This is a genomic window from Cytobacillus purgationiresistens (assembly GCF_030813235.1).
GTDB classification, from domain to species: domain Bacteria; phylum Bacillota; class Bacilli; order Bacillales; family Cytobacillaceae; genus Cytobacillus; species Cytobacillus purgationiresistens.
The window spans coordinates 178,229-200,627 of sequence record NZ_JAUSUB010000001.1; the positions used below are offsets into that span (position 1 = coordinate 178,229).

Genomic DNA, 22,399 nt, shown 5'->3' on the forward strand with positions numbered 1-22,399 from the left:
GGTGGAAGAAAGAATGACAGTGCAAAAGCCTTACCGATTATTATTGTATTATATGTATGTACCGATTGAATCCCCAGAAGGATTTGCTAAGCAGCATTTGAAGCTTTGCAAGAGCCTGGAATTAAAAGGAAGAATACTGGTTGCAAAAGAAGGTATTAATGGAACTGTCTCTGGAACAGTTGAAAACACAGAGCAATATATGAAAATAATGAAAGCGGATGAACGCTTCGCTGACATGGTATTTAAAGTGGATGAAGTGGAACAGCATGCCTTTAAAAAAATGCATGTACGCCCAAGAACCGAAATTGTTACATTAAACCTAGAAGACGATGTTAATCCTAATGAAGTGACAGGTGCCTACTTAGAGCCAAAGGAATTTTATGAAGCGATGCAGCAGCAAGATACGGTTGTGATCGATGCAAGAAATGATTATGAGTACGATATTGGACATTTTAGAGGCGCTATAAGACCAGATATTGAAGCCTTCCGAGATTTACCTGACTGGATAAGAGAAAATAATGAGATCTTAGAAGGTAAAAAAATTCTCACATATTGTACCGGAGGCATTCGCTGTGAAAAATTCTCTGGATGGCTTGTACAAGAGGGCTATCAGGATGTCAGTCAGCTTCATGGCGGAATTATCACTTATGGAAAAGACCCAGAAGTTCAAGGCGAGCTATGGGATGGCCAATGTTATGTGTTCGATGATCGTATTACAGTTCCAATCAATAATAAAGAACATGTTGTGGTCGGCAAGGACTATTTTACAGGGGAGCCTTGTGAGCGCTATATAAACTGTGCGAATCCTGAATGCGATAAACGCTTTATGGCAACAAAAGAGAACGAAGATAAATATTTACGATCCTGTTCTCATGAATGCCGAGTTCATCCAGACAATCTTTATGTAATAGAACATGAATTAAGTGAAGAAGGAATGAATGAACGCATAAAGATGATCGAAAAAGAACAAACAGCAAACATGAACTAATTTCGAATTCCTGAAGGTGTATAAGTCCTTCAGGATTTTTTGTACCGTTTTTTCGCAGAGAATTTGTGCTCAATTTATAAATCTAATTGACCATGCTCCGGATCCAATAAAAGTATGGAATTGAATATTTTATTTTATTTTTATACTTTTTAGTTGAAAAAGTATTTAAAGTTTATTAAAATAAACTTGTAACCAAATCTTACATATTAGGAGGAACCCGAAAATGGCTAAACATGAACTTCCTGCGTTACCATACGCAACTAATGCATTAGAACCTCATATTGATGAACAAACAATGGTGATTCACCATGATCGTCACCATGCGACATATGTAAATAACTTGAATGCTGCGCTTGAAAGCCACGCTGATCTTGCAAGCAAATCTATCGAAGAATTAATCTCTAATATTGATTCTTTACCTGAAGGCATCCGTACTGCTGTACGCAACAACGGCGGCGGTCATGCAAACCATAGCTTATTCTGGACTCTTCTTTCTCCAAATGGCGGCGGAGCACCAACTGGTGATGTTGCTGGTGCGATCGATGAAGCATTCGGTAGCTATGATCAATTCAAAGACGAATTTGCTAAAGCAGCAGCTGGTCGATTCGGTTCTGGTTGGGCTTGGTTAGTATCTGAGGGCGGAAAGCTTTCTATCACTAGCACACCAAATCAAGACAGCCCAGTAATGGAAGGTAAATCTCCAATTCTTGGCCTTGATGTTTGGGAACACGCTTACTATTTGAAATATCAAAACAAACGTCCAGATTACGTTCAAGCTTTCTTCAATGTTGTAAACTGGGATGAAGTAAACAAACTTTACGCTGCAACAAAATAATAAGAAAAGCGCAAGCGCCTTGTTCACCTTTAGGCTATAGACTTTAGAGGGGGTAGGCGCTTGCGCTAGACATTTTATACCTAAAAAAATATGAACTTTTTTTAGATTATAAAAAAACACTTTTGGGATAGCCCAAAAGTGTTTTTTATTTGAATTGAATTTGAAACTTGCAATGATCATTACCTTCCGTTTTACAATTTACTCTATTCACCTGGTCGGTATCAAGGACACTTTTTAACATTTGTGTCTCACAATGACAAGCCGTTTTATAAGAGCTGGCAACGGTAAGAATCGGACAATTATATTCAGTGAGCTCATAGGTTTGCTCATCTACTTGATCAACATCAGCCATATAACCTTTTTCATTTTGGATTTTGACAAGCTCTGCAATTTTCTCTTCGCTTGTCTTATCTGCCAATCTTTCGGAATACTCCACCGTTAATCGTTCTTCTCTTTTCTTGAATAAAGCGTCAACTGCGCTGTTTCCGTACATTTCTTTTATGTCTTGAAGGAATTCCAAAGAAATCCCTTCATAATTTTTTGGGAAAAACTTTTCTCCCTTTTCAGTTAAAAAATATATTTGTATCGGTCTTCCGATAGATTGTTTACTTTCTTTAGAACATACAAAACCGATATTTTCAAGGGCTGTTAGATGTTTTCTTACAGCCATATGAGTAATTTTCAAGCGATCCCTAAGGTCATTGACAGTCATGGACGATTCTTTTTTAAGTAAATGAAGCACTTTATCTTTTGTTGAATTAATTTGGACTTCCATAACATCACCTCAAGCTTTGTATTAAGATAAAAGTGAAAATATTTTTTGCACTACTCAGTATGAACCGTTTATAGTTAAACTTATTATACTATATTGTATAAAAAAACTTAAGCAATAACAAATAAGTTGGCATCATTCTTGCTTTATAGAAAAATATATCGCAATTTCTTTACATAAATGAAAGTAGGTGTACGAATGATTGGCACAAAAGAAGAAATGACAATTCACCCTATAGTTTTACCAGCAAAAGGAAGTTTGAGGAGTTTTAATTTTTATTTAGTGGAGGATGTCAATGGGCTTTCATTAATAGATGCAGGGATTGATCATCAATCCTGCTGGGATTTACTGAATAAGACTTTGCATAATAATGGCTTTTCACTTAAGGATATACAGAGGATCATTCTCACACATTCTCATGAAGATCATACCGGATTAATCAATCGTATTTTATCCGTTCATCCTGTTCCTATCTATGCACATGAAGAAGCGGTTTGTCGACTCCAGCGGGAGGAAGAATTTCTCTTAAAGAGAATCGATTTTTTTAATCAACTGTATCAGGAGATGGGCTGTGGCGAAGTGGGCAAAAAGCGGGTCGAGGAGATTAAACAGGTGATGGTCCAGAAGAAAAACGAGGCCATAGCTGGTGAAATCCTCCCCGTGAAGGAGGGAGATTCGTTAATAGGCATGGAATTATTTGAAACCCCTGGACATTCGCCTGACCATATCGTTTTTCTCGATAAAAATAGAAAGATGCTGTTCGGCGGTGACCATCTAATCGGCCATATTTCTAGTAACGCCCTTGTGGAACCTGACAGAAACGGGAAGCGAAGACAAACATTAATAGAGTATAAAGCATCACTGGAAAAATGTATGACGCTTGATATCGAAACAGTATATACAGGTCATGGGCGAGAGCTTGGCAACCCCGACGAATTGATTAAAAGGCGCGTGACTGGAATGGATCATAAGGCTGAAAAAATCAAGGAGGTCATTAAACAAGACATATCGGTTGCAAGTGAAATTGCCAAAGTGTTTTACAGTGATAAATATATGACTGAATTTAGTTTAGTCATGTCAGAAATTATCGGGCATTTAGACTATCTTGAGCATGCAAACCTGATTGCAAAAACAAAAAAAGATGGTATTTGGCACTATACAGCAGTTTAATGCGCTTTAAATATGTACACAAGAAGACACACTTCAGAACAAAAGTGTATCTTCTTGTGTTTTTTTGTAGACATAAAAATGTTAGATAGCGATCTGTATTCCCTTTTTTATAACTGGCATAGTTTTTGCATATAAAAAAGTACAGAAAGATGCATCAAGTGAATGAAGAACCGTCATCAAACTAAAGAAAAATATTCTAAAAAGCGAGGGTAAACCATGTCAACGAAAACGAGTGAAAACCAAGGAAAATCATCATTTAACTTATTTAAACAAAATAGAGAAATTTATAATGAAGACCATGAAATGTTTAGATCTTCTTTACGCAAGTTTATCGAAAAGGAAGTCACGCCTTATTTCGACCAATGGGAAGAAGATCATTATACTCCTCGTGAACTGTTTCATAAAATGGGCGAGCAGGGATTTTTAAGTCCACAGGTAGATCCAGCATATGGCGGCTTAGGACTGGATTTTGGATTTAATATGATATTAGCAGAAGAGACAGCACGTGTTGGTTCAGGCTTGGGCACAGCAAGCTTACATAGCACAGTCGTTGTTCCTTATCTTGAAATATTTGGTTCAGAAGAGCAAAAGAAAAAATATCTGCCTAAGTTCGTTAGCGGTGAAATGTTAACTGCCGTTGCAATGACTGAACCAGGTACAGGCTCTGATTTATCTGGAATGAGCACAACAGCTGTTAAAGATGGTGACCATTATGTCATCAATGGACAAAAGACGTTTATCACCAATGGCATCAATGCCGAATTGGTTTTCGTAGCAGTGAAAACGGATACAAAGGTGAGACCAGCCCATCGAGGTATAAGTATTATTATGGTAGAGGCGGATACGCCAGGCTTTACGAAGGGCAGAAAGTTAAAAAAGCTTGGCGGACATTCTCAGGATACAGCCGAATTAATATTTGAAGACGTTCGGGTGCCAGCAGTGAATTTACTTGGTGAAGAAGGAAAAGGATTCTACTATTTAATGGAGAAGCTGCAGCAAGAACGATTAATTTGTGCGGAAGGAGCACTGGCCCTTGCGCAAGAAATGTTAAGATCAACAATTGATTACGTGAAGGACAGAACAGCTTTTGGACAGCCTATCAGCAGTTTCCAAAATACGCAATTTGAAATCTCAGAAATGGCAACAGAAGTAACGATTGGCAGAACCTTCTTAGATAGCTTAGCGACTCGTCATATGAAGGGGGAAGATATCGCCACAGAAGTATCGATGGCAAAATGGTGGATTACAGACATGGCAAGAAGAATGTCCTCACGTTGCTTGCAGCTCCATGGAGGTTATGGCTTTATGGAGGAATATGATATTGCCCGCCGGTATAGAGATGTGGCTGTTATGCCGATCTATGCTGGTTCCAATGAAATTATGAAAAATATTATTGCGAAAAATATAGGATTATAAATAAGCTTGAAAGGAAGATAGAATTGAGAGAAGCGGTCATAGTAGAGGCGGTAAGAACACCTGTTGGCAAGCGAAAGCGGAGTTCACCCTAAGATCTTGCTGCATTAACGTTGAAAGAGGTAGTTAAGAGAGCCGGAATTTCTGCCAGTTTAGTAGAGGACGTAATCTTTGGCTGTATTCAGCAGGTAGGAGAGCAGGGCTATGATATAGCCCGGGTAGCAGCCTTAATAGCAGATTATCCAATTGAAGTGCCAGGCGTTACGGTTGAAAGACAATGTGGATCGGGTCAGCAGGCGATTCATTTTGCAGCTCAGGCAGTCTTGAGCGGTGATATGGATGTTTTGGTTGCAGGCGGGGTAGAAAGCATGTCGAGAATTCCAATAGGCTCTGTCGCTCAAGGGGCTAAACATAGCAATGATTATTATGAAAAATATGAGGTGATTCATCAAGGTGATTCTGCAGAAAGAATCGCTGATCAAAGGGGATATACTCGAACTCAGCTTGATGAGTTTTCTTTAGAAAGTAATAGACGTGAAGTGGCAGCGATTAAAGAAAGGCGCTTTGAGAAGGAAATTGTCCCTGTTGAAGTTACATTGACTGATGGAACGAAAACATACGTTTCAAAAGATGAGGGACCGAGAGCAGATACCAGCATTGAAAAACTAGGTAAACTCAAAACGGTCTTTAAAGAGGATAGGAAAACCCATGCGGGAAATTCAAGTCAAATAAGTGATGGTGCTTCTGTTGTTTTAATCATGTCAAGGGAAAAAGCGGAAGAGCTAGGATTAAAGCCTCATGCATGTATACTTGCAAGATCTGTCGTCAGATCAGACCGAACATTAATGCTAACTGGTCCGATTGCAGCGACAAAAAAAGAATTAGAAAAGGCAAAGCTGACACTCGAAGATATGGCTGTATATGAAGTAAATGAAGCATTTGCACCTGGACCGCTCATTTTGGTGGACGAAACCGGTGCAGATCAAACGAAAATGAATCCTAATGGGGGCAATTGCTCTTGGACACCCGCTTGGCTGCAGTGGAGCGAGAATTATGACGACACTCTGGCACGAGCTGGAGCGTAGGGAAAGTCGTTATGGGCTCATGACTGTTTGTGAAGGTCATGGCATGTCAAACGCAACCATTATAGAAATAATTTCTTAATACAAAGGAGCTGATTAAATGGATATTAGTAAAAGTGTAGTGATAGTAACGGGCGGAGCATCAGGACTAGGAGAAGCGACAACAAGAAATATCGTGAGCAAAGGCGGAAAAGTTGTCATTCTTGATCTAAATGCGGATCGCGGTTTAAGTTTAGTAGATGAATTGGGTGAGGCTAACACATTATTTGCCAAGACAAATGTATATGAGGAAGAAGATGTAAAGTCGGCTCTTGCTCAAGCGATAGATAAATTCGGCAAAATCACAGCCGCTGTAAACTGTGCAGGAATCGGCAATGCCCAAAAAACCTATGGCCGCAAAGGTCCTTTTGAATTGGATGGCTTTAAAAAAGTAATCAATGTCAACTTGATTGGAACGTTTAATGTCATTCGTTTGGCAGCCGAAAAAATAGCGCAAAATGAACCGGATGAGAATGGAGAAAGAGGAGTCATTGTAAACACTGCTTCTGTCGCAGCATTCGAAGGCCAAATCGGACAGGCGGCTTATAGTGCTTCAAAAGGCGGAATCGTCGGAATGACCCTTCCGATAGCAAGGGACTTAGCGGAACTTGGTATTCGTGTTTTAACAATTGCACCTGGATTATTTGAAACCCCACTTCTGGGGAACGCACCTGAGAAGGTAAGAAAAGCACTAGGCGAAATGGTTCCATTCCCACAGCGATTAGGCCAGCCCCATGAGTACGCTCATCTAGTAGAATCAATTTTTGCTAACACGATGTTAAACGGTGAAGTCATTCGTTTAGATGGCGCTATTAGAATGCAGCCTAAATAAAATAAAAAACTTCGAGGTGAATGATGATGTCTCTGATAAAGGTAGAAAAACAGGATAAAATTGCGATTGTAACCATAGATAACCCACCAATGAACACTTTAAGTCCAGGTGTGATTGAAGGGCTTAATGATGCCTTTACCAGTCTTAATATGGATGATGATGTATTATGCATCATTATCACGGGCGCAGGCGAAAAAGCGTTCATGGCTGGTGGAGATATTAAGGGATTTCCTCAAAGAATCGGTAACCCTAATTTAGTACCGGGATTTTTAAAAACCCATGAAACATTAAATAAAATTGATTTTTCACCAAAACCGACGATTGCTGTAATAAACGGTTATGCGCTTGGAGGAGGATGTGAACTGGCGCTCACATGTGATATAAGAATCACTGAAGAACAAGCCCTCTTGGGTGTACCGGAATCCACCCTCGGATTATTGCCAGGTGGAGGAGGCACACAGAGATTACCTAGATTAATAGGGGAAGCAAAGGCAAAGGAGCTTATGTTCACCGGACAGCATATCAACGCAGAAGAAGCGTTAAGAGTCGGTCTGGTAAATAGCGTGGTTCCAAAAGGCAACGGATTAGAAGCTGGTCTAAAGCTAGCGAAAAGAATTACCTGTAATTCTCCTGTCGCTATAAAAAACATAAAAAAAGCGGTCGATGAAGGACTAGAGCTTCCGTTTGATCAAGCTATCAAAAGGGAAGCAGAACTATTCCAGGAGCTATTTCTCACGGAGGATGTGAAGGAAGGTGTTCAAGCTTTTTTAGAGAAGCGAAAACCACAATTTATTGGGAAGTAGTATAAAAAGCTGTCGTGAATGATATTCATGTCAGCTTTTTAATTTGAAAGATTCCATTCTTGAAATTTTTAAAAATAGGAAAATCAGCTATACTCCCTCAGTGAAAAATCTCTTATTCAATCCATACCTTTTTCATTAATACAAAGGACTATTACCTCATAAAAAAATTTCATTTCAAAACTATACTTTTCTAGAACTCCTGCTAAATTAACCTACTAGGCTAACCTATTCAGGTATTTTTGCCTATATCTCGCGAAAACCGAAATAAATAGAGTAATAATACTAGATTAAGATGGGACATACTACCCTTATCAGAAAATTCAAAACAAAGTAATATTTTACATATAAAACCATTATAAACTTATTTTGTATACAAATCCATTTTTCATCAATGATTTACATATAGATAAAAATTGATAAAAAGGGGGAAATGAAACAACGTTTTAAGCATTATGGGGAATGAAGAATGATCTGTTAAAAGGGGAGGAAATTAAGTTGGGTATTAAGAAAAAGCTTGGAATGGGCGTAGCGTCTGCAGCATTAGGTATTGCATTAATCGGTGGTGGAACCTTTGCTTATTTTAGCGATACGGTTACGACACAAAATACATTTGCTGCTGGGACATTGGATTTATCTGTTAATCCTGAAGCTGTTATCAATATTGATAATATTAAACCAGGGGATACAATGACAAGAGAATTTATTCTTGAAAATAACGGCAGCTTGAAAATTGCTAATATTAATCTAGTTACTAACTATACAGTTAATGATGCTGCAAATGATAATGTTGAAGATTTCGGCAAACATATCAGAGTGAACTTCCTGTGGAATTGGGACAAAGAAAGTGAACCAATTTTTGAGACAACCCTTTATGAACTACAAAACATGGATCCAGATGTGGTAAAACGAGATTTATGGGATCCATTATGGGCTCAAAAGGGTGGAATAGAACCAGGTCAATCAAATGAACTATGGGTTCAATTTGAATTTATCGATAATGGTGAGGAGCAAAATGCATACCAAGGTGACAGCCTTTCACTGGAATGGATATTTAATGCGACTCAAGGCGAAGGGGAAAATCTGTAAGACTAAAATGATAGCTTAGGAGGTTAGGAAAATTGAAGATTAAAACAAAGGTGATTTCAACCGCATTCGCATTATCAATCGCTTTAGGTGCACTTGGTGGTGAAGCCAGTGCTGAGTCTTACAAGATTAATTTCCATGATGACTATTCTACACCTTCATATATCATTGAGAACTGGAAAGCGCCTGCTGGCTTAAGTAAAAAGGAAGCTGCAATCGCTTACCTTACAAAAAACAGCGGGAAATTTAAAATGATGAAGGCTGAAGCAGCAGAAAGCTTTAAAATAAAAGAAGAAATAAACGATAAGGAGACAGGAACACACCACTTTAAGGTTGATCAGCTTTATAAAGGAATTCCTGTCTACGGTGCGGATCAAACCTTGTCATTAAGCAGCAACAATGAAGTCACATCCTTTTTCGGAAAAGTGGTTCCTAATTTAGATGGAGAAAAAATCAATACGAAGGTCTCTATCACAAAAAAAGAGGCAATTGAAATCACTAAAGCAGGAATTGAAACAGAGATTGGCGAAGTATCATCTTATGATGGAGAATTAAAGCTAGAGCCATTTATCTATGAACATAATGGAAGTTTCTACAGTACTTATCTTGTAACCGCATCAACAAGCAATCCAGAAGTTGGATTCTGGCATTACTTTATTGATACTGCTACAGGTGAAGTAATTGATAGCTTTAATGCGGCACATGAAGTGACTGCTTTCGGTCACGGTGTGTTTGGCGGCAAGCAAATGTTTGAAGCATCTTTCATTGATGGTTTATTCCGCTTGCATGATCAAACGCGTGGGCAAGGGGTGATTACTTACGATTACGATAATAACATCAATGAGGACGTAACAAGTGTAAGCAAAATGTTCCGTGATGGAGCAGCGATTGATGCACATGCGAATTCTCAAAAAACATATGATTATTTCAAAGGAACATTTGGTCGGAATTCTGTAGATAATAGAGGACAGCGTCTCCTGTCTCGAGTACATGTTGGGGAGAATTGGAATAACGCATCATGGAATGGTGTATATATGTCCTATGGTGATGGCGATGGCATGCGCTTCCATAGTCTAGCAGGTGGACTGGATGTTGCTGCTCATGAAATGTCTCACGGTGTTATTCAGCATACAGCGAACCTCATTTATCGAAACGAATCAGGAGCTTTAAATGAATCTTTTGCAGATATATTTGGTGCAATGGTGGATCGTGAAAACTGGATAATCGGTGAAGATATTATGGCAAACGGTGCAATCGGTCTTCGTTCTTTAGAGGATCCAGCTGTATTAATTGAAAACAGGACGCAAGCACCATATCCTGATCACTGGGATCGCAGATATACAGGAACGCTTGATAGTGGCGGCGTTCATATCAACAGCAGTATTAATAATAAAGCAGCTTACCTCGTTTCTGAAGGAGGAGAGCATTATGGTGTACAAGTAACTGGTGTCGGACGTGAAGCAACAGAACAAATCTATTATCGCGCCCTATCTACTTACCTAACATCAAGCTCTAACTTCGCAATGATGAGGCAAGCAGCAATTCAAGCGGCAACAGATTTATATGGAAGTAATTCAGACGCAGTCAATGCTGTAAAACAAGCCTATAATTCTGTTGGGGTTTACTAAAAACTAATTAAAACTAGCTATCTATAATGAAAAATAGGTAGCTAGTTTTACCTATTTATTTTTAAAGTTAGAGGGTGGCACCGATATGCAATCAAAAAAATTAAAACAATTATGGAAAACGAGCAAGCATTTACAAGTGATTGTAAAGCTTGGTGTTGTATGGTTTTTATTCTATGGAATGACCATATCGTTAACAGGTGAAACAAATGCATTATACACCACCTCCAGTTCCGTAATCATCCAAGCACAGGCAGGGGAATGGGAGATAGCAGAAGACGAACCGCCAGTTGAAGAAGGTGAGCCAATAGCGGAAGAACCACAGGAGACCGAGGAAGAGCCGATTAAAGAAAAAGATGCATCAAAAGATAAGGAAGCTGATCAAGAGATTGAAGCTGAAAAAGAAAAAATAGAAAAAGTAACCGAAGAAGAACAACCAAAAGAAGATGAAAAAACTAAAGAAGAACAACATGAAGTTGAAGCTGAAGGTGAGTTAGACAAGAAAACGGATGGAGGTGACGAGGAGTGAAGAAAGCTTTCAAAGTCGTAAGTTCGATTATTACTTTTGTCATGTTTGTGAATATTGCGGCCTTAGCCTTTATTGTTATCTCCTCAAAAGCATCAGGAGGAGAGCCATTAATCTTTGGCCATCAATTAAAAGCAGTCTTATCAGGGTCAATGGAGCCGACTTTTCAAACTGGTTCAATCATTGCGGTTAATCCTCTAAATGGAGAGGAAAAGAAAGCGCTTAAAGCGGGAGATGTCATCACTTTTCAAACCAAAGATGATATTTTAGTTACGCATAGAATAACAGATGTACAAACCAATGAAAGCCATGTAATGTATGAAACGAAAGGTGATAACAATAATGCCATCGATCTTGAATTAGTCCTCGCTGAAAATGTGACGGCTGTCTATTCAGGGTTTACGATTCCATATGCAGGTTATTTTGTTGATTTTGCTCAATCCAAAGAAGGAAGCGCACTTCTTTTAATTGGCCCAGGCCTCATCTTATTGGTCTATGCTGCATTTACCATCTATCAAGGGCTAAGAGAAGTTGATAAAAAAACAGAAGAGATTCAATCCAAGGAAAATATCGTCTAAAATCACGCTAAATTTCATAAGCGTGATTTTTTTATGGCAATCTGCAATTTAATTTAGGGGAAGCACCTTGTTTAAGGAGTAAAAAGCTATTTAGATGGATGAGACTTTTGAAATTTTGATGTTGGAATGGATAAGCGCCGATATATAAGAAAAGTCGGCGATATAATGAAATGATCGCTGATATATGAAAAAAATCGCCGATAAAACGAAATGATCACCGATATCCCTAAATATCCCCTCAATCCCCACTATAAAATGAGAAAACCCAAATGAAATAACTGAAATTTCCGAGTTTTTTATGTAATATATACATATATGGGATGAGGTGGAAAAAGATGAAAGCGATAATGGTCTATGAACACGGGACTGCAGATGTATTATCATACATAGATACTGACATACCGCAAATAACCGAAACACAAGTTCTAATTAAAGTAATGAAGAGCAGTGTTAATTACGCAGATATTAAAACGCGTATGGGCAACAAAGATAAAGGGAATTTCCCTTTTGTTCCAGGGCTTGATACGGCAGGTGTGGTTGTAAGGATTGGAAAAAAAGTTACACGGCTGAAAGAGGGTGACAAAGTCATAGCTTTCCCAGCATCGGGCTCGTATGCAGAATATGCAGCAGCGGAAGAGATTCTAACCTATCACCTTCCTGAACATCTATCCTTCACAGAAGCAGCTGCATGTCCGACTGTTAGCTTTTTGTCTTATCATCTATTGTCGCAAATTGCGAGGATGGACAAAGGCGAAACGGTTTTGATTCATTCAGCTGCTGGCGGTGTGGGTAGCACTGCCGTTCAGCTTGCAAAAATATTAGGTGCGGGAAAAGTTATCGGAACCGTTGGTCATGAGAGCAAGAAGGAGATCGCTCTTAAGGCTGGCGCTGATTATGTGATTAGTCGAGAGAATGATGAGTTCCATGAAATCGTAAATGATCTTACAGATGGCAAGGGTGTAAATATTATTCTCGATTCTCTTGCAGGAACTACTACTAGTGATAGCCTGCTTTGTTTAGCACATTATGGACGATTAATTCAGTTTGGCAATAGCAGCGGGTTCGCAGGAACGATTAAAACAAGTGATCTTCATGCTAGCTGCCGATCGGTGTTGGGCTTTAGTTTAGGAACAACGAGAAAGCAGCGGCCAGCTTTACTATTGCCTACAGCGGAAAAGGTCCTTAACTTACTGGTGGAAGAGAAGCTGCAGATTCAGATAGGAGAACAATTTTCGTTAAAAGAGGCAAGGAAAGCTCATCAGTTGATGGAAAGCAGGATGAGTACAGGGAAAATTTTATTAGATATTTCTAACGATCTTGACTAGAGGAGAAAAACATGACTAAAAAAGTATATTTAATTAGGCATTGTGAAGCTCTGGGACAGCCTCCCGAAGCGCCGTTAACAAAAAAAGGCGAGGAGCAGGCGAAGTCTTTAGCGGAATTTTTTAAAGAGAGAGAAGTAGATAAAATTGTCTCCAGTCCATTTATCCGTGCGAAGAGCTCAATTAACAAGGTAAGCACTAATAAAAAGCTAGATATAGAAATGGATGAACGTCTGAAAGAAAGAGTATTGAGCACAGAAGATCTGCCGAATTGGCGTGAGCTTTTGCAATTATCTTTTACTGATTTGAACCTGAAGCCTCCAGGTGGGGAGTCCAGTTTAGAGGCGATGAATCGAATTGCAGCAGTAATTAATGAGGTGTTACAAAGCGAAAGTGAAAATATTCTCATTGTTTCTCATGGAAATTTACTCTCATTATTATTAAAAAAATATGATGAGGGTTTCGGATTTGAAAGCTGGCAAGCACTGACGAATCCAGATGTTTATCAATTGACGTTTTTTAATGAAAATATGAGCTATAAGAGGATTTGGAGTGATAAATAGTGATTAACTAGCAAGATAAGACCTTTGTTGGAGTAGTACAAGAAGAAAGTATCTTATTTGGCGATTACTATGGGGGAAACATTGTGAAAGGCACTCTTATTGGCATTGTTCATGGAGATGGAAGCTTAACCTTTCACTATAATCATATCAATCAAAACGGAGAGATTAGGGGTGGGAAATGTGAATCTGCGCCTGTTGTTCTGCAAGATGGTCGGATTCGTTTATATGAAAAGTGGAAATGGACAGACAATCAGGAAGGTAAAGGCAGCTCGATTGTAGAAGAGGCCCTATGATAAAAGCTATGAGTTAGGTAGGCAAAAACACATTTCAATAAAAAGAGAGGTGTATTAAAATGAGTACTTGCTTCATCTGCAAAAAGCATTCTGGTGAAATAAAAGTAAGTGGTGGTACCGTTTATGAAGATGAATATGTTTATGCAGGTCATATCTATTCAGAAGACGATGATCATTATCTTGGATATATGATGATTGATTTAAAACGGCATGCACCCGGTTTAGGGGATATGACAGATGATGAGTCAAAAGCATTTGGCAGTCTCTTAAATAAACTGAGACAGGGGTTGAAAGTTATCGAAGGGGCAGAGCATATATATGCTTTTGTCGCTGGAGATGCTGTTCCCCATTTACATATGCATATCATACCTAGATATTCAGATACTCCTGAAGAGTATTGGGGTCCAGGAGCCGTTATGAAATGGCCTGGGGCAAGAAAAGGTGGTAAACATGATATAGAAAAAGTTTGCCATCGATTGAAAGAGTTTTTAGTAGATGAGAAAAGCCTTTCATGATCCTAACTAATGTATGCCTTGTTCGGCATGCCCATTCTGTATATACGACTGATGAGCTGGATCGCGGATTATCTAAGCAAGGCTTTAAAGATGCCGAAAAAGTCTCAGACTTACTAAGCGGATTAGATGCAGATGCGATCATATCAAGTCCATATAACCGGGCAATTCAAACAGTTCAAGGAATAGCAAAGAAGAATAAGAAGGCAATCATTATTAACGAAGATTTGCGGGAGAGGCTTCTTAGTCCTGAAAAAACAGCTGATTTTAACCGCTTAATCCATAAAGTGTGGGAGAATCCAAGCTTTTATGTGGAAGGCGGGGAGTCAAATGAAGTTGCGCAAAGGCGGGGAATTGCTGCATTCCAGACAGTATTATCAAATTTTCACGGGGGAAATATTGTGATTGGGACTCACGGAAATATCATGACGCTTATTATGAATTACTTTGACGCACAGTATGATTTTAAATTTTGGCAAACGTTAAGTATGCCTAACATTTATCAACTAACATTTGACCAAGATCAGCTGATCAATGTACACCGTATTTGGGGGGACAGGGAACAGTCATAATCGTTGGCTGTTTCTTCTTGATTATCGAGACGATTTTTTTCAATTAATGTTTAAAAGATTTATCATTACCGCTTTGCAAGTACAACTAAGTTACTAAAAAGCGTTACAATTATAAGACAGGATAGTAAATTAATCGTTTGACTGCCATCAAGCTGAATAAGATTAAAGCGAAAAAGGAACATAAATATTATTATATAAACCATTAAAAAAATATAGCCATTATACATGGCCTTTTCTCTAATCTTTTGTGCCCGTTCATCATTTTCCTTTATTTGGGGATATAAGTAAGCCAGACAAAAACACATGAAGCTAAGTGCAAATAAACTAGTATATGCACCTAGTATCTCTTGATTGCCAATGAGCAAAATAATCACACCTATAATGAAAAATATACTACCAAAGAATATAAAACTTCTGACGTATCCTTGCTCATCCTTATTCCTCATTCTTCAATCTTCTCCTCTTCATTTAATAATAATACAGCCTCTACGTTTGAACGGAAACAGTGTGCAATGTGAATATCTAGTGGTAGAGAAGGTTGTATCTCCCTTTCACAATTGAATAATGGTTTGCCATCTGTTATTATGAAATGCCATTTTTTGTCTTAATTTTTCATTCGATTTTTCATTGCATACCCTTTCTTTTCCTACTTCTTTTAAGTATAAAGTAAAGTTTGCTTTACTGTAAGTAAGCTTTATAAGAATGAAAAAAACAGCTGCAAAGCAGCTGTTTTTAAGTTTTTATGAGTTTATCCTTGCTCTCTTCATTTCCTTGTACTCCTAAAACATCAAGAAGGAAGACGAATACAGGTATACCGACGATTAACCCCCAGACTCCGAAGAAGTGTTCGCCGAAGATGAGAACAACAAAAGTGTAAAATACTGGAAGGTTTGTTTTTGAAGACATAAGCTTTGGATTTAAAATATATGCTTCAATTGCATGAATAATCATGATAACAATTAGGAGGTAGAGCACGAGCATAAACCCACCAATTGTATAGGCAATTAAACTGAGCGGAATAATCGATATAATCACACCAGCTACAGGAATCAAGCCTAAGAAGAATATTAAAATGGATAACCCCATTAAATGAGGGAAATCCATAATCCATAATGCAAATGTAGTCAATCCACAGTTTACAAGTGCTATGATAAACTGTGCTTCAATAACCTTACCGAATGTTTGCACAAATTTTGAGCTAAAATAAGCAATCTCATTATAAAAAGGAGCAACTTTACTTTGTTTAAATTTGCTGGTGAATTTCATTAACTTTGGTTTCTCAAGAACAAAGAACAAACTTAGGATTAATGAAATCAATAACTGAATTCCAAATGTGCTGATATCAGAGAAATATTTTAGCAGGACTGTAACGCCTTGCTCTAAGTATGACGATATTTCATTTCGTTCATACATTGCAGTAATGTAATTCAAGATGATATTATCGTGTTTTTGACTAAAGAAGGACTGCATTTGACTGATTAGTTGAGAAATTTCAAAAATGATCATAGGCAAATATCTGCTAATGCCGATGGATAGAAGTCCAATGATGAGCAAATATAAGCTAACGACAGTGAATTTTCGGTTAATGTTGACTTTCTTTAAGACAAGATTGACCAATCTGTCCATTAAAAATGAAATGATAAAAGTGATTAGAATGACATTTATCATACTTCTCATAAGAAATAAAACAAAAACTAAAATAGCAAAAATAATCACTCTTTTGATTCCGCTATTGTTAAAGTATGATTTAACATTTTCCATTAACTTTGTTGACCTCCTATGTAAATAAGAATGTTGACTGAGAAGAAACTTGATCCTCTACAGTGTAAAATATGAAGTTAAAACTAATTGGAGCTAACAAAGATAACTGGATTGAAATTTAACAGCGATATTGAATGGTTGCTCTCCAGGCAAATGAACATATTGATCCTTATTGACAGGCAAGTTCATTCTTTTGAGACTGAGTCTTTCGGTGTGTGTCTTTATGTCCATATAAACAGCACCACTAAAATGGGCTTTCAAAAACGATGACTTCAGAATGACCGACATATCTGGAGTAAGTTCCTCCATATCGGATTGGGAATTGTCAGTGAAAGCTTTTATATCACTAGATATCGTAAAGGGTGGATAAAGTGATATGATCAATATTATTATGGAAAAAAACACTCTGAGCAATTTCTACATCCTTTCAAAATGAACCCTAACATACATTTTATAATACTTTCAATGATTTTCATATCTCTAACTATGTTTTCAAAAAAAAGATTTGTAATTTGCAGAGTTCTCATAAATACGTACCTATATATAAGGATTCGTTTTTTTACTTCTTATTTAATATCGTTCATAAAAATGATGGTTAAAGTGAGAATAAACATTTGATTCAATCTTTTTTCTAGTTTATTGAGTTGAACATGGATTGAATGAATATTTCACTTTCACCCCTTTTCCTGACTAATTATCATTGGATGAGGCAAAATAATGATTCATTAGCGAGCATGGGGTGAAAGGATGAAGAAGGTTACGCTTTTACTAATTTTACTTATGAGTCTTGGATTACATACTCCCTGTCAGCAAATTGCAGCAGTGGAAGAGCACCTACCATCCGTAAAATTGAAGATATTACAAACAACCGACTTGCATGGGAATATGCTTGATTATAATTACAATTTAAAACAGCCGACAGTAGAATTTGGTTTAGCTAGAACAGCTTCATTAATAAAGAGTGAACGAAGGACGTCACCAAATACACTTTTGTTTGATACTGGGGATATATTGGAAGGCAATGCACTTGGAGAATATGCATTTAAAAGCAGATTATTATACACTGGCAAGATTCATCCTGTGTTTAAAGCAATGAACACACTTAATTATGATGCAGCGACAGTCGGAAATCATGAATTTAATTATGGTTTAAATTTTTTAATGGAAAGCTTGAAAGGGGCTGCATTCCCTTACATAAATGCAAATATATATATTGATGATCAAAAAGTAGACCCAACTGCAGATGCGAATATGTTTACTCCTTATCTCATTCAAGAAAAAGAGTGGGTAGATACATCTGGTGTTAAACAAAAAGTGAAGGTCGGTGTGATTGGCTTCATTACCCCAATCGTTGCTGAATGGGATAAGAAGTATTTTCACAATAAACTAATCGTGAAAAATATAACGAAAACCGCTGAGCATTATATTCCCATCATGAAGGAGGAAGGAGCAGATATTATTATTGCCCTTGCCCATGTCGGCATGGAAGCAGATAGTGGCCTAGAAGTAAAGGAAGGAAACTCTGTTGAGTCATTAAGTAAGGTAAAGGGTATTGATGTCATCTTGTTTGGTCATACACATTCTCTATACCCTTTAAAACCGGGTGATTTTGTCGAGAACAGGGAGCCTGCGATTGTACAGGCAGGCTATTGGGGTAATCATCTTGGCATTGTTGACCTGGAGCTCATGAAAAATAAGAACGGATGGAAAGTTAATAAAAGTACATCATCTGTTAGTCCGATCATGCGAATGAAAAACAAAAAGAAGATGCCTCTCAGTTCAAGTGACCCAGTTATAAATAATGTAATGGAATACGATCATCACCAAATAATTAAGTTTAAAAGAAGAAATGGAAAAAGCTAACAGTAGCTGTTAGCTTTTTGCTTGTAGATAAAATGCAGCTTTTAGTTTTTTTTTTACTTCCCATATATTTTATTAATACTTTTTACGTAAGTAACCTTTACGTTTATGTCCTCTTCATTAAAATTATTAAACATCATTTCGTGTTTTTTTTCCTTCCAAAGTTTATGTTTATATCGATATAAATAGTCTTCAAACCGATAGATATCTGCACCGATTTCCTTTGCGTTGTTGACGGACTCCATCACATTCCTTTTTATCTCTTTAATGATTCTCCCCTCTACTTCCTGCGGATCTTTATTTTCTGCTCCTTCTCTTAAGTTGACAGATACTTTAATATTTAACTGATATCTATCTTCACCATCCTTTTCCTTTACTTTTCTTTTTACTTTTGGGTCTCGCAGCTCAATACTTACGGGGCTTTTAATATCTTCAAAATAAACATGCAAAAGCGTTCTTTCAGATCTGCTATTTATCCTAATGAAACCAAATATTTGCTCTTTGGATAGTGAGCCGAGAAGTTTGTAGCCTTTATTAAAAAAAGCTCCATTAAGAGTTGTTACAGGAAAATCATCACTATCCATATGAATGATATTGTCCTTTATTGTAACAATAGGAAAGATCAATGTATTGGTTTCTTCTTTTGTTTTATATAAAAGTTGTTCAGTAGATAAAGGCGGAATATCTGATGAAACTCTATGGGTATCGTACGGTTGTACAATATGTGAGGCAATATAAGGGTAAAAAAAAGGCATCTTTGCTGTAAGGATTTCTTCAAGATTTCCTTCTGTTCCATAAACCCACCCATTTAGCCTGAAATTGAAATTTGTGTTAAATGACTGAATGATTTCTCCTAGTTTTTGATCAATGGCATCTCTTGTGAAAATGAACAGGTTCATTTGATCAAAATTGGCTTTAATTTGTAAGCCGTTATATAAATCAATGAAGGCTTCATCGATTGTATTACCGTGTCCTACTGCAAGCCAGATGGGTTTTTCAGCATTAATTGTGCTTCCCTCTACCTTAGCAATATTAGAAAAATCCATGAACTGTAGATAGACGTGAAATAAATCATCCTTATAATCTATCCCTATACCGACTGCATATGCTTGGTATTGGACCTCTGTAATCTCGCCACAGCCCGATAATAACCATATCGTACAGATGATTGCCGCAAGATATTTCATTTTTTTCCACCTGTCCTTGTGTTGTCTTTAACTGAGTAGATGTTATTTCTTTTTTTATGTGCTGTAATAGGGAATCTAATAAATGATTTAAGTACCTCAAAAAAGTTCATATCTTTTCCGAGTGTTAGGTACGGACTGCCGAATGATTTTAGTTTAGATAGATGAATGAGTAAACAGATGACCGATAACAAAAAGCCAAAAATTCCAAAAAAGTAACTAATTAACAGTATCGCAAAACGGATGAAAAAGATATTTCCACTCAATGTAGCATTTACTAGGGTAAAACTTGCTATAGCAGTAACCCCAACAACAATTAAAAGAGTAGGGGATGTGATTCCTGCTCGGATGGCAGCATCTCCGATAATGAGTCCGCCGATGACAGCAACCGTTTGTCCGACGCCCTTAGGCAACCTCGCACCTGCTTCTTTAAAAAGTTCAAACATAATAAACATCGTGATCATTTCAAGGAGTGTTGAAAAGGGCAGACCCATTTTTGAAATAGTGATAGTGGCAATTAATGGTAATGGGAGCTGTCCAACATTATGTGTAATTAGCGCTGTATAAAAACCAGGCAAAAAAATCGTAATCAATAAACCGAAAATACGCAGCAGCCTTTCGACAGAAGCATAATAAAAACTGACATTGCTGTCCTCAGCTGTTTTTATTAAAAAGGTTAAATTAATTGGCGCGATGATTACTGTAGGTGCACCATCCATGACAATCGAGAATCTGCCCTGATTAAGGGATTCTGTTACAAAATCGGGTCTGCCAGTGAAGTTTGTTAAAGGAAAGAGGGAATATTTCTCAGCTGTAATTAAATCTGACAGTTCATCTCTGCTTTGTAATACATCTATATCAATAGAGCTTAATCGGTTGCGGACGTCTGTGAGTAAATCTTCATTAATCACATCGTTAATGTATAAAAGCGATACCTTTGTATTGGATCTTTTCCCGATTGTAAAATCTTCAGTAACAAGCGTAGGGGTTTTTAACCTTTTCCTTATGAGTGCGATGTTTGTATCAATGTCCTCAATAAAACCATCTTTAGGTCCCGTTATTGATACTTCTACAACAGACTCCTCAGGCTGTCTAGCGGGAGGGTTTCTTAAATCAAAAAAGTATATCTTCTCTCTATAATTGGTTATAGCCATTAGTTTTCCTTCAAGAACTTCAGTAATTATCTTGGCTTCATCAACATCTTTCTTTTCAAAAATATCACTTTGAATTAAATTATATAGCGCATCATCATTCAACTCATGATCTGATAGAAAAGGAAGTATGAGAGACTGAACTAGTTTAGGGTCGATGAGTGACTTACAATAAACGATCGTAAGCTTTCCTTTTGGTACATTTTTAATCGGTAAACTTTTAATCATAATATCTGACGAATGATAGAATATTTTATGTATGTTTTCTGGGTTAAATATGTTGTGTTTTCTATGCATGATGTCACCCGCCTGTCCATTTATGTCTGTTCTTTATTACATAAATACCCACAATGAAAAATTGTCCACTAATAGCAAAAAATGAAATGGGTAAGAAAAAATAATACACAAAATTGTAAAAGTAATCTTGATCCAGTGGAAAAACGCAAGCAATTAAAAAAATAAAAAAAACAATATCTATAGGCAGTTTTTTTTCTTTTCCTTTGGTAATTAGCTGAGCTGAAATATATACAAATAAACTGATTCTGATAATCCCTCCGGAAAGCCATTGGAAGATCGCGAAGAAATCAGTATGAGAGATATATCGGCCAATTGAAATGATCCGCCATTCTTCAAAGGCAGGATAACGAAAGTCTGCCGCGTGATCTGGCCCGAACTCGACGATTGCGCCAATTGTCGGTCCGCACATTAAGCCAATAAGGATAAAACCTAAGAAAAATAATTGTTTCTTCGTTATTTTCTTTTTTAAAAAAGGCAGAAAGAAGAGCACAAGTGCCATTTCTAAGATAGGAAGGGCGGTGTAAATAACACCTTGAAGTATGTTAGAAAAATCTTCTTTAAATATAGGGAACAATAACTCATAGTTCTTCTTTTTCATGTTTGCAAAAGATACAAAGAAGCCAAGAAAGACAACAATCGGCAATAGGACGCTGCTAATAATCACCATTGTTTCAATGCCTGCCCGCGTACAAAAAAAACATGCCAGCAGTAGGACTAAAGCAATGATAAAACTTGAGAAATTTTGCATGAAGCTAAGTTGAGACCAATAAATAATTTCTTTGGCTGAAATAAATGCAGAAAGTAGTAGATAAAGAATAAGGGGGCTAAATAACAAATAAAATTTAATGCCCCCTAAATCCTTATGGAATAGTTGGATAAACGATTTATTGTGTAATATTGATCCTACCTTATATATAAGTGGAACCATGATAACCAAAGGAATAAAGGCCATTAACATACTAATCCAGGAATCCCTGCCTGCAGTTGATAATACAGCAGGGATTATTTCCACATGTGCAAATAATCCTACTCCTAAAAGGATAATATATGAAACGCTAATAAATTTAATTTGATAAGCCAAATCAAGTCACCTGTTTTTTCCCTTATTATTTCTGGATAACCAATAATTATTCACTAG

General features: G+C 37.3%; 21 protein-coding genes and 2 pseudogenes. 17 read left to right on the forward strand and 6 right to left on the reverse strand.

Annotation, left to right across the window (positions count from 1 at the left end):
* The first annotated feature begins 13 nt into the window (after window positions 1-13).
* Complete coding sequence (gene trhO / locus J2S17_RS00955) at window positions 14-988, forward strand: oxygen-dependent tRNA uridine(34) hydroxylase TrhO (protein ID WP_307471005.1); 975 nt, start codon at window positions 14-16, stop codon at window positions 986-988.
* Between the two features lie 223 nt (window positions 989-1,211).
* Complete coding sequence (locus J2S17_RS00960; protein ID WP_307471008.1) at window positions 1,212-1,823, forward strand: superoxide dismutase; 612 nt, start codon at window positions 1,212-1,214, stop codon at window positions 1,821-1,823.
* Between the two features lie 145 nt (window positions 1,824-1,968).
* Here the strand turns inward: J2S17_RS00960 and J2S17_RS00965 are convergent, their stop codons facing one another.
* Window positions 1,969-2,598: a helix-turn-helix transcriptional regulator gene (locus J2S17_RS00965; protein WP_307471010.1), complete on the reverse strand. Its 630-nt coding sequence runs from the start codon at window positions 2,596-2,598 to the stop codon at window positions 1,969-1,971.
* Window positions 2,599-2,775: 177 nt separating this feature from the next.
* Between J2S17_RS00965 and J2S17_RS00970 the strand changes: the two genes are divergently transcribed.
* From J2S17_RS00970 to J2S17_RS01035, 14 genes and pseudogenes are all read left to right on the forward strand, one after another.
* Complete coding sequence (locus tag J2S17_RS00970; protein WP_307471012.1) at window positions 2,776-3,765, forward strand: MBL fold metallo-hydrolase; 990 nt, start codon at window positions 2,776-2,778, stop codon at window positions 3,763-3,765.
* 216 nt (window positions 3,766-3,981) lie between these two features.
* Window positions 3,982-5,181, forward strand: a complete 1,200-nt coding sequence (locus J2S17_RS00975) for an acyl-CoA dehydrogenase family protein (protein WP_307471014.1) — start codon at window positions 3,982-3,984, stop codon at window positions 5,179-5,181.
* 110 nt (window positions 5,182-5,291) lie between these two features.
* Window positions 5,292-6,342, forward strand: a pseudogene (locus J2S17_RS00980) (thiolase family protein).
* A gap of 18 nt (window positions 6,343-6,360) precedes the next feature.
* Entirely contained in the window at window positions 6,361-7,131 is a 771-nt protein-coding gene (locus J2S17_RS00985) for a 3-hydroxyacyl-CoA dehydrogenase (protein ID WP_307471016.1), read from the forward strand.
* A gap of 20 nt (window positions 7,132-7,151) precedes the next feature.
* The gene (locus tag J2S17_RS00990) at window positions 7,152-7,934 is read left to right on the forward strand and encodes an enoyl-CoA hydratase/isomerase family protein (RefSeq protein WP_370874921.1); all 783 of its coding nucleotides are present in this window, start codon (window positions 7,152-7,154) and stop codon (window positions 7,932-7,934) included.
* A gap of 495 nt (window positions 7,935-8,429) precedes the next feature.
* Window positions 8,430-9,020: a CalY family protein gene (locus J2S17_RS00995; RefSeq protein ID WP_307471018.1), complete on the forward strand. Its 591-nt coding sequence runs from the start codon at window positions 8,430-8,432 to the stop codon at window positions 9,018-9,020.
* 38 nt (window positions 9,021-9,058) lie between these two features.
* Window positions 9,059-10,645, forward strand: a complete 1,587-nt coding sequence (locus J2S17_RS01000; RefSeq protein ID WP_307471574.1) for a M4 family metallopeptidase — start codon at window positions 9,059-9,061, stop codon at window positions 10,643-10,645.
* A gap of 85 nt (window positions 10,646-10,730) precedes the next feature.
* On the forward strand, window positions 10,731-11,171 hold the full coding sequence (locus tag J2S17_RS01005; RefSeq protein ID WP_307471020.1) for a hypothetical protein: 441 nt from the start codon (window positions 10,731-10,733) through the stop codon (window positions 11,169-11,171).
* A complete protein-coding gene (gene sipW / locus J2S17_RS01010; RefSeq protein WP_307471021.1) occupies window positions 11,168-11,746 on the forward strand; it encodes a signal peptidase I SipW in 579 nt (192 codons plus the stop codon). The genes J2S17_RS01005 and sipW overlap by 4 nt, the downstream gene beginning before the upstream one ends.
* A 335-nt stretch (window positions 11,747-12,081) precedes the next feature.
* Window positions 12,082-13,071: a quinone oxidoreductase family protein gene (locus tag J2S17_RS01015; RefSeq protein ID WP_307471023.1), complete on the forward strand. Its 990-nt coding sequence runs from the start codon at window positions 12,082-12,084 to the stop codon at window positions 13,069-13,071.
* 11 nt (window positions 13,072-13,082) lie between these two features.
* On the forward strand, window positions 13,083-13,631 hold the full coding sequence (locus J2S17_RS01020; RefSeq protein ID WP_307471025.1) for a histidine phosphatase family protein: 549 nt from the start codon (window positions 13,083-13,085) through the stop codon (window positions 13,629-13,631).
* A 29-nt stretch (window positions 13,632-13,660) separates the two neighbouring features.
* A pseudogene (locus J2S17_RS01025) lies at window positions 13,661-13,924 on the forward strand (avidin-fold protein); the annotation flags it as partial.
* A gap of 59 nt (window positions 13,925-13,983) precedes the next feature.
* On the forward strand, window positions 13,984-14,439 hold the full coding sequence (locus tag J2S17_RS01030; RefSeq protein ID WP_307471028.1) for an HIT family protein: 456 nt from the start codon (window positions 13,984-13,986) through the stop codon (window positions 14,437-14,439).
* A complete protein-coding gene (locus J2S17_RS01035) occupies window positions 14,436-15,008 on the forward strand; it encodes a histidine phosphatase family protein (protein WP_307471030.1) in 573 nt (190 codons plus the stop codon). The genes J2S17_RS01030 and J2S17_RS01035 overlap by 4 nt, the downstream gene beginning before the upstream one ends.
* Before the next feature lie 65 nt (window positions 15,009-15,073).
* Here the strand turns inward: J2S17_RS01035 and J2S17_RS01040 are convergent, their stop codons facing one another.
* Both J2S17_RS01040 and J2S17_RS01045 read right to left on the reverse strand, forming a co-directional pair.
* Window positions 15,074-15,454 carry a hypothetical protein gene (locus J2S17_RS01040; RefSeq protein ID WP_307471032.1) on the reverse strand — a complete coding sequence of 127 codons (381 nt, stop codon included), beginning with the start codon at window positions 15,452-15,454 and terminating at the stop codon, window positions 15,074-15,076.
* Window positions 15,455-15,740: 286 nt separating this feature from the next.
* Entirely contained in the window at window positions 15,741-16,769 is a 1,029-nt protein-coding gene (locus J2S17_RS01045; protein WP_307471034.1) for an AI-2E family transporter, read from the reverse strand.
* Window positions 16,770-17,516: 747 nt separating this feature from the next.
* Here J2S17_RS01045 and J2S17_RS01050 point away from each other — a divergent pair.
* Window positions 17,517-18,632 (forward strand): metallophosphoesterase, encoded by a 1,116-nt coding sequence (locus J2S17_RS01050; RefSeq protein WP_307471036.1) that lies wholly within the window; start codon window positions 17,517-17,519, stop codon window positions 18,630-18,632.
* 53 nt (window positions 18,633-18,685) lie between these two features.
* On the opposite strand, the gene J2S17_RS01055 is transcribed toward J2S17_RS01050, so the two are convergent.
* Genes J2S17_RS01055 through J2S17_RS01065 form a run of 3 tightly spaced genes read right to left on the reverse strand, consistent with a single transcriptional unit; the run spans window position 18,686 to window position 22,342 of the window.
* On the reverse strand, window positions 18,686-19,816 hold the full coding sequence (locus tag J2S17_RS01055) for a Ger(x)C family spore germination protein (RefSeq protein WP_307471038.1): 1,131 nt from the start codon (window positions 19,814-19,816) through the stop codon (window positions 18,686-18,688).
* Window positions 19,813-21,261: a spore germination protein gene (locus tag J2S17_RS01060; RefSeq protein WP_307471039.1), complete on the reverse strand. Its 1,449-nt coding sequence runs from the start codon at window positions 21,259-21,261 to the stop codon at window positions 19,813-19,815. Before J2S17_RS01060 ends, J2S17_RS01055 begins: the two co-directional genes overlap by 4 nt.
* A 4-nt stretch (window positions 21,262-21,265) precedes the next feature.
* Complete coding sequence (locus tag J2S17_RS01065; protein WP_307471042.1) at window positions 21,266-22,342, reverse strand: endospore germination permease; 1,077 nt, start codon at window positions 22,340-22,342, stop codon at window positions 21,266-21,268.
* Window positions 22,343-22,399: the final 57 nt, after the last annotated feature.

What these genes read in the sequence shown, in the direction of transcription:
- trhO (WP_307471005.1), top strand. Translation starts at nt 14, where the DNA reads ATGACAGTGCAAAAGCCTTACCGATTATTATTGTATTATATGTATGTA.
- J2S17_RS00960 (WP_307471008.1), top strand. Translation starts at nt 1,212, where the DNA reads ATGGCTAAACATGAACTTCCTGCGTTACCATACGCAACTAATGCATTA.
- J2S17_RS00965 (WP_307471010.1), bottom strand. Translation starts at nt 2,598, where the DNA reads ATGGAAGTCCAAATTAATTCAACAAAAGATAAAGTGCTTCATTTACTT.
- J2S17_RS00970 (WP_307471012.1), top strand. Translation starts at nt 2,776, where the DNA reads ATGAAAGTAGGTGTACGAATGATTGGCACAAAAGAAGAAATGACAATT.
- J2S17_RS00975 (WP_307471014.1), top strand. Translation starts at nt 3,982, where the DNA reads ATGTCAACGAAAACGAGTGAAAACCAAGGAAAATCATCATTTAACTTA.
- J2S17_RS00985 (WP_307471016.1), top strand. Translation starts at nt 6,361, where the DNA reads ATGGATATTAGTAAAAGTGTAGTGATAGTAACGGGCGGAGCATCAGGA.
- J2S17_RS00990 (WP_370874921.1), top strand. Translation starts at nt 7,152, where the DNA reads ATGATGATGTCTCTGATAAAGGTAGAAAAACAGGATAAAATTGCGATT.
- J2S17_RS01005 (WP_307471020.1), top strand. Translation starts at nt 10,731, where the DNA reads ATGCAATCAAAAAAATTAAAACAATTATGGAAAACGAGCAAGCATTTA.
- J2S17_RS01015 (WP_307471023.1), top strand. Translation starts at nt 12,082, where the DNA reads ATGAAAGCGATAATGGTCTATGAACACGGGACTGCAGATGTATTATCA.
- J2S17_RS01020 (WP_307471025.1), top strand. Translation starts at nt 13,083, where the DNA reads ATGACTAAAAAAGTATATTTAATTAGGCATTGTGAAGCTCTGGGACAG.
- J2S17_RS01030 (WP_307471028.1), top strand. Translation starts at nt 13,984, where the DNA reads ATGAGTACTTGCTTCATCTGCAAAAAGCATTCTGGTGAAATAAAAGTA.
- J2S17_RS01035 (WP_307471030.1), top strand. Translation starts at nt 14,436, where the DNA reads ATGATCCTAACTAATGTATGCCTTGTTCGGCATGCCCATTCTGTATAT.
- J2S17_RS01040 (WP_307471032.1), bottom strand. Translation starts at nt 15,454, where the DNA reads ATGAGGAATAAGGATGAGCAAGGATACGTCAGAAGTTTTATATTCTTT.
- J2S17_RS01045 (WP_307471034.1), bottom strand. Translation starts at nt 16,769, where the DNA reads ATGGAAAATGTTAAATCATACTTTAACAATAGCGGAATCAAAAGAGTG.
- J2S17_RS01050 (WP_307471036.1), top strand. Translation starts at nt 17,517, where the DNA reads ATGAAGAAGGTTACGCTTTTACTAATTTTACTTATGAGTCTTGGATTA.
- J2S17_RS01055 (WP_307471038.1), bottom strand. Translation starts at nt 19,816, where the DNA reads ATGAAATATCTTGCGGCAATCATCTGTACGATATGGTTATTATCGGGC.
- J2S17_RS01060 (WP_307471039.1), bottom strand. Translation starts at nt 21,261, where the DNA reads ATGCATAGAAAACACAACATATTTAACCCAGAAAACATACATAAAATA.